This window comes from Streptomyces sp. AK010 (genome assembly GCF_014207295.1).
GTDB lineage: Bacteria > Actinomycetota > Actinomycetes > Streptomycetales > Streptomycetaceae > Streptomyces > Streptomyces massasporeus.
In genome coordinates this window covers 1-5,518 of the sequence record NZ_JACHCX010000051.1, presented here as the reverse complement: position 1 = coordinate 5,518, position 5,518 = coordinate 1, and the positions used below count along the sequence as shown (strand labels likewise).

Here is a 5,518-nt window from a genome sequence, read left to right as displayed (position 1 = left end):
GCCGCCGGCATCTGGCACAACTGGACCACCAACGCCGCAATCAAACGATCACTGATCGCCTACGACCACTGAAGACATCGGACTCATTCATCTAGCGGGCCGACTCCGCCGCCCCGTCACCGCCGTCAAGATCCTCGTCTCGGACCTCTTGGACGCCGACGCCCTGGTCGTCTCCGTCACCGATGCCTATGCCGCCTCCGACGCAGACGCGGATGAGCGTCCCACCACCCACCTATTAGCGGCCCTCTCTGTGGGCCTGAAGAGGAAGTGGCCCGATGCCATCGCCTACCCCCAGGCCGGATGACTCGACCGTGGCGCTGCGGAGCCCGCCGCGCCCGCAGGCCGGTGCACCGACTGTGCTGAAAATCGTGATTGCCGGGGGCTTCGGCGCGGGCAAGACCACCGCCGTTGGTGCCGTCAGCGAGATCACGCCGCTGAGCACAGAGGAGTACCTGACCGAGGCGAGCGCTGACGTGGACAGCCTGGCAGGCATCGAGGCGAAGCAGACCACCACGGTCGCCTTCGACTTCGGCCGCCTCAGCCTGCCGGACGCGCCCGTGCCCCTGGAACTGTTCCTGTTCGGCACGCCCGGCCAGGACCGGTTCGTCGACCTCTGGTACGACCTCTCCCACGGAGCCGTCGGCGCGGTCGTCCTGGTCGACACCCGCCGCCTGGAAAGCAGCTTCACCCCCGTCAGCTTCTTCGAAGACATCGGCCTGCCCTTCGTCGTCGCCATCAACCAATTCGACGGAGCACACCGCTACCACCCCGAACAGGTCCGCACCGCCCTCGAACTCCCCACCTCTGCGCCGGTGGTCACCTGCGATGCCCGCGACCCGAACCACGTCGCCGGCGTCCTGCTGACCCTCGTCGGCCACGCCGTGAAGAACGCATCGACAGGCCCCGCTCGCCCAACAGCCACTACCACCCTCCAGGACGCCTGATGTCATATCAGCCCAACGACCCCTACCTCGTACCGCAGACTGCCCCAGCAACGCGGTCACTGCCGCGACGCAACATGCGAGACATCGCCCTTGGGCCGTCCGTTTCAGCCGACGTTGCCATCACCGGCCCGCAGGACCAGCAGACGACCGAACTGGCGCGGCGGTATGAGCTGCTCGAGCGCCTGGGCGTGCCCACCGCTGCCAGCCAGGACTTCGACGAGCTGGCACGCGACATGGCCACGCAGGCCGGATTCCTGTACGGGTTCGTCAATCTCTTCCTGGAGGAGCAGACCTTCGTCGGGCTGCACCAGCCGCCCGCGGACAGCGGGTACGTCATCGTCGGCCGCACCATGAGCCGCGACCACGGCTGGTGCCCGGAGGTCATGGCCCGCAAGAAGGCCCTCCCGCTGCACGACGTGCACGCCAGCCCGCGCTTCAGCGGCAACCACGTGGTCGACGCGGTTGGGATCCGCTCCTACTTCGGCGCACCGCTCATCCACGACAGCGGCACCGTGCTGGGCACGGTGTGCGTCATCGACCCCGAGAAGCGGCCCCTGAGCGAGGCCCGACGGCTCAGAGACATCGTCATCAACGCCGGCGCCCAGGTGATGGACCACATCGCCCACGCGCCCGTCCACTAGGCCGTTCCACCACGCCCACCCGGGAGCCGCAGGCGATCCCCGGCCGCTCCACTGTGCGACTCTCACCCAGGGAGAGGGAGACGACCATGCCCGCCACACCCACCACTCCGCCACCGGCGCTGCGTCCCTACCTCACCGCCCGCCACGAACTGCTGTGGGACGAGGCGGACGCCTTCGCGGAAGAGCACATCGCGCCGCGCGCCGCACGTATGGAGGCCGCTCCGGGCAGGGTGGAGCGCAAGGTCGCCGACCTGATGGCCGCACGGGGCTGGTTCGCCGTCACCGTCCCGGCCGCCTTCGGCGGTCTTGGCGCCGGCCATGTGGCCAAGACGGTCCTGGTCCACCGCATCGCGCGGGTCTCGGCGGCTGCCGCGGCCATCCTGCAGGCCACCCTCATCCCCGTCGGCGGGTTGTTGCACTTCGCCACTTATGAACAGAAGGGCCGCTGGCTGCCGCGAGTGGCGGACGGTTCACTTCTTTTGTCGATCGCCGTGACCGAACCGCGGGCCGGCGGACACATCGGCGGCATCGAAACCACCGCCGAACGCGCCGCCAAGCAATGGGTGATCACCGGCAGCAAGGTCCACATCGGCAACAGCCATCTCGCGGGAGCCCACCTCGTCGTCGCCCGAACCGCCGAGGCCAGCGTAAGTACTTCCCAGGCGCTGACCGCGTTCATGGTCGAATCCGACCAACCCGGGGTCTCGATTTCCGACCACCGTCCCGGCCTCGGCCTGCACGGCTTCTCCGCCGGCCGCCTCGACCTCGACCACGTCCGCGTCCCCGAGGACAACCTGGTCGGAGAGATCGGCCAGGGGCTGAGCGTGGCCCAGAGCAGCAGCATCCTGTACGGCCGTCCCAACCTGGCCGCAGTCAGCCTCGGTATCCACGAGGCAGTCGTGGCCACCACGACTGCCCGCCTCAAGGCGCGCGCCCGCTACCGGGGCGCCCTGTCCGATCTGCCGGTCCTGCGGGACCGCATCGGTGACATGGAGGCCCGCCTGCGCGCCGCACGAATCCTGGCCTACCAGTCCGTGCACCTCCTCGACCAGGGCCTGCCCTGCGACGCCGACCTGATCAACGCCAAGTATCTCGGCCACCAGTGGGCCATGAAGTCAGCCCAGGACGCCATGGAACTGCACGGCGCCCACGCCCTCGACCGCGACTACGTCCTCCAGCGCCTGTGGCGCGACATCCAGCACACGTACCCACCGGCCGGAACCGGCGAAGTTCAGCGCATACGTCTGGCCGACGCCGCCTTCGACGAGGACCACATCCAGTGGTCCGAACGCCTCGCCGCCGAAGCGGCCTGGGCACGACCCGACCCCACCGCCGCATGAGCCCCCGTGCGCGGCCCCCGTGAATCCAGACCGCCGCGCACGGGCCCTTGCCGCCGGCCCCCGTCCCCCGCGGGGACCGACGGCACCCCTCCCAGTGACCATCCACCCAGCCGAGAAAGAGACACCGTGACCCCGCCCGTGACGACCAGCGCACCCATCACACCCCTGACGCCGACATTGCAGCGCGTCGCCCAGCACCTCGCAGATGGCCTCACCCCCCATGAGATCGCCACCGAGACCGAACTCTCGGCCGTAACCGTCCGCCAGTACGTCCGCGACATCCGGGCGAGCCTCCACTGCCCGCCCCGCTGCAAACCACCGGTGATCGTGCACCGCCTATTCGCTGCCCAACAGGTCGCCCCACCCACAACGGACAGGCCAACGCCCAAGCTCAGCCCGGAGCAGCAACTGCTGCTGCAGGCCGTCGCTGAGCACAGCAATCCCCACGACATCGCCATCGCCGCCAAGATCGCCCCCGCCGACGTCCGAGCAGCACACGACGAACTGCTCGACAAGACCGGGGCGGCCACCACCACCCAGCTCGTCGTCCTTGCCCACGCGTGGGGCCTGCTGGGCACCAGGCCAGCCGCCACGACGGAGAGCGGAGCGAGCCAGTGAATGCGTCACCCGTTTCTGTCGCCACCAAGCCCTTACACGCCTTCCTGCACCGGCGCTCGACAGCGTTACCGGCCGTGTATGAGATGCGGACACTGTGCACCGACGCCGAACGAGACGAGGCCGCCGCACTCGTCCAGGACCGTCAACGCTGGCTCACCACGCGCGGCCTGCCTGTACCGGCCCGAGCCGACATCCCGGCTCTGTTCCGCGCCCCGCAGGCAAAGCCGGCCGGACTGTTCGAGGACGGGCTGCTGCTGGCCTGCATGATCCCGCAGCGCGGGCCCCACCTCCGATGGGGCGAGGGCCCGTGCCTCTTCCTGAGCTGCGTCCACACCCTGCCCCACCGCTCCGACGACACCGTCCGGCTGATCACTCTGTGGGGCTCCGACTTCGCCGCCCGGCTCGGTGTACCGCTCGTGGGGGCCGAGGTCTTGGCCCGCCATCCTCTCGACGTTGCTCCGACCGCCGCATTCCTTCATCGGCTCACCGACATGGGCTGGGACCTGCGAGGATCCGGCACCGGGCAGCACGATGAGCGAGTCGCTCGCCTCGAACTCACCGCAGAGCGCCGGCCTGGACTGAGCGCGCTCATCGGCTGTCGGGTCCACGAGCCGCGTTCCGCCGCAGACCAGCGGGGCATCGCGTGAGGACCGCCGAACCGCTGCGGCCGGACCTCGCCCGCGAACTCCTCGTCCGAGCCGCACAGTCGGCAGCGCGCCGGGCCAAGCGCGTGCGCAATTACCTCGACGCCGTCCAATTCGGCCAGGACCGTCACGCCGACCACGCCGACACCAAAGTGATGCGCCGCATCCTGGCCGAACACGACTGGCCCGGCCACCGCCTCGTCGGCCCCGAGGCGGCACGTGCCGCCTGGACCATCGCTCTTCACGCCGACGGCGAGCCCGACTTCCAACGGGCGGCCACCACCCTTCTGAAGCGCGCAGTCCAGGACGACGACGCGCGCATCCAGCACTGGGCCCACCTTCACGACCGTGCCCTGGTCAACAGCGGGCGACCACAAGAGTTCGGGACCCAACTGGTCCTCAACGCAACAGGGGTTGAGCTGTGCCCGCTGCGCGCACCGGAGTCCCTGGACCAGCGAAGGGCCGCCGTCGGGCTGCCGCCGATCGCCGTCGCCCTGGAGAAGGTGCGGCGCCGGTACGCCCCGGGTCGCCATGCCGGCGACTCCCCGACCGTCGTGCTCGCGGAGGCCGCATGACGCAGAGGGCCCCACAGGCTGCACAGACACAACGCTCTTCCGCAGACCCCCTTACCTGAAAGGACCGTTGAAGTATGAAGCTCACTACCGCCGTCCTCGCTGCCGGTGCCGCCGTCTCCCTCACCACCGCCGTGGTCGGAGCCGCCCGGCTCAGGCAGACCGCGCGGCACCAGGCCGAGCGAAACGAAGTGGCCGTCGCGCGGAACCAGCTCGACTGGCTGACGCAGTTGTCCACCAACCCCGACCTCGCCAAGCTCTGGACGCCCGAGGACATCGACGTCGAGGAGTACATGCAGCTGCTCCATGCCAACCAGCAGATCTGCACCCTCAGCCTGCGTGACCGGCTGGGCTTCGTTCGCCACGGACAACTGCCCTTCTACGCCTCGATGCTCATGAACAGCGACGTCTGCAGGCGGTACTGGGCCCGTTTCGGAGACCTCCGCGCCCAGGAGGCCGAGGGCGACGAGCGCGCCGAGCACTTCACCGAGGTCCTGGACAAGGCTGCGAAGACCCACTCGCGGGCGCAGCTCGCAGCAGCCTGACGACACGGCTCACACCGACTCCCAGACGCCCTGGAGCAGGCGACATCGTCGCGCCGCCACCGTCTGGCACCAAGTTCCGGGTCCCGACCGGGCCCGGGATCCCGCACCACCCATCGCCACTAGTACTCCAGTCTGACTTCGCGATCTTGAGTCGGGTCCGGCTGGGAACGGGTACGGCCACCGCGTGATCATCGGGGGTTGTGTGGACTCCTGA

At 69.4% G+C, this 5,518-nt stretch carries 8 protein-coding genes; all 8 read left to right on the top strand.

The genetic code is table 11. From position 1 onward, the window contains the following. Positions 1-76: 76 nt before the first annotated feature. Complete coding sequence (locus HDC93_RS37415; protein ID WP_311774739.1) at positions 77-304, top strand: DUF742 domain-containing protein; 228 nt, start codon at positions 77-79, stop codon at positions 302-304. Positions 305-368: 64 nt separating this feature from the next. Continuing rightward, positions 369-944 carry an ATP/GTP-binding protein gene (locus HDC93_RS37410; protein ID WP_311774738.1) on the top strand — a complete coding sequence of 192 codons (576 nt, stop codon included), beginning with the start codon at positions 369-371 and terminating at the stop codon, positions 942-944. Further along, positions 944-1,585 carry a GAF domain-containing protein gene (locus tag HDC93_RS37405; RefSeq protein ID WP_185015219.1) on the top strand — a complete coding sequence of 214 codons (642 nt, stop codon included), beginning with the start codon at positions 944-946 and terminating at the stop codon, positions 1,583-1,585. The genes HDC93_RS37410 and HDC93_RS37405 overlap by 1 nt, the downstream gene beginning before the upstream one ends. 86 nt (positions 1,586-1,671) lie before the next feature. Beyond that, on the top strand, positions 1,672-2,925 hold the full coding sequence (locus HDC93_RS37400; protein ID WP_185015218.1) for an acyl-CoA dehydrogenase family protein: 1,254 nt from the start codon (positions 1,672-1,674) through the stop codon (positions 2,923-2,925). 126 nt (positions 2,926-3,051) lie between these two features. Next, positions 3,052-3,543 (top strand): DNA-binding protein, encoded by a 492-nt coding sequence (locus HDC93_RS37395; RefSeq protein ID WP_311774737.1) that lies wholly within the window; start codon positions 3,052-3,054, stop codon positions 3,541-3,543. Positions 3,544-3,626: 83 nt separating this feature from the next. Continuing rightward, positions 3,627-4,190 carry a hypothetical protein gene (locus HDC93_RS37390; RefSeq protein WP_221517598.1) on the top strand — a complete coding sequence of 188 codons (564 nt, stop codon included), beginning with the start codon at positions 3,627-3,629 and terminating at the stop codon, positions 4,188-4,190. Beyond that, on the top strand, positions 4,187-4,762 hold the full coding sequence (locus HDC93_RS37385; RefSeq protein WP_185015216.1) for a DUF6624 domain-containing protein: 576 nt from the start codon (positions 4,187-4,189) through the stop codon (positions 4,760-4,762). Before HDC93_RS37390 ends, HDC93_RS37385 begins: the two co-directional genes overlap by 4 nt. A gap of 74 nt (positions 4,763-4,836) precedes the next feature. Further along, a complete protein-coding gene (locus HDC93_RS37380) occupies positions 4,837-5,304 on the top strand; it encodes a DUF6082 family protein (RefSeq protein WP_185015215.1) in 468 nt (155 codons plus the stop codon). Positions 5,305-5,518 lie beyond the last annotated feature (214 nt).

Coding starts and splice junctions, on each gene's coding strand:
- HDC93_RS37390 (WP_221517598.1), top strand. CDS start 3,627: ATGCGGACACTGTGCACCGACGCCGAACGAGACGAGGCCGCCGCACTC.
- HDC93_RS37400 (WP_185015218.1), top strand. CDS start 1,672: ATGCCCGCCACACCCACCACTCCGCCACCGGCGCTGCGTCCCTACCTC.
- HDC93_RS37380 (WP_185015215.1), top strand. CDS start 4,837: ATGAAGCTCACTACCGCCGTCCTCGCTGCCGGTGCCGCCGTCTCCCTC.
- HDC93_RS37405 (WP_185015219.1), top strand. CDS start 944: ATGTCATATCAGCCCAACGACCCCTACCTCGTACCGCAGACTGCCCCA.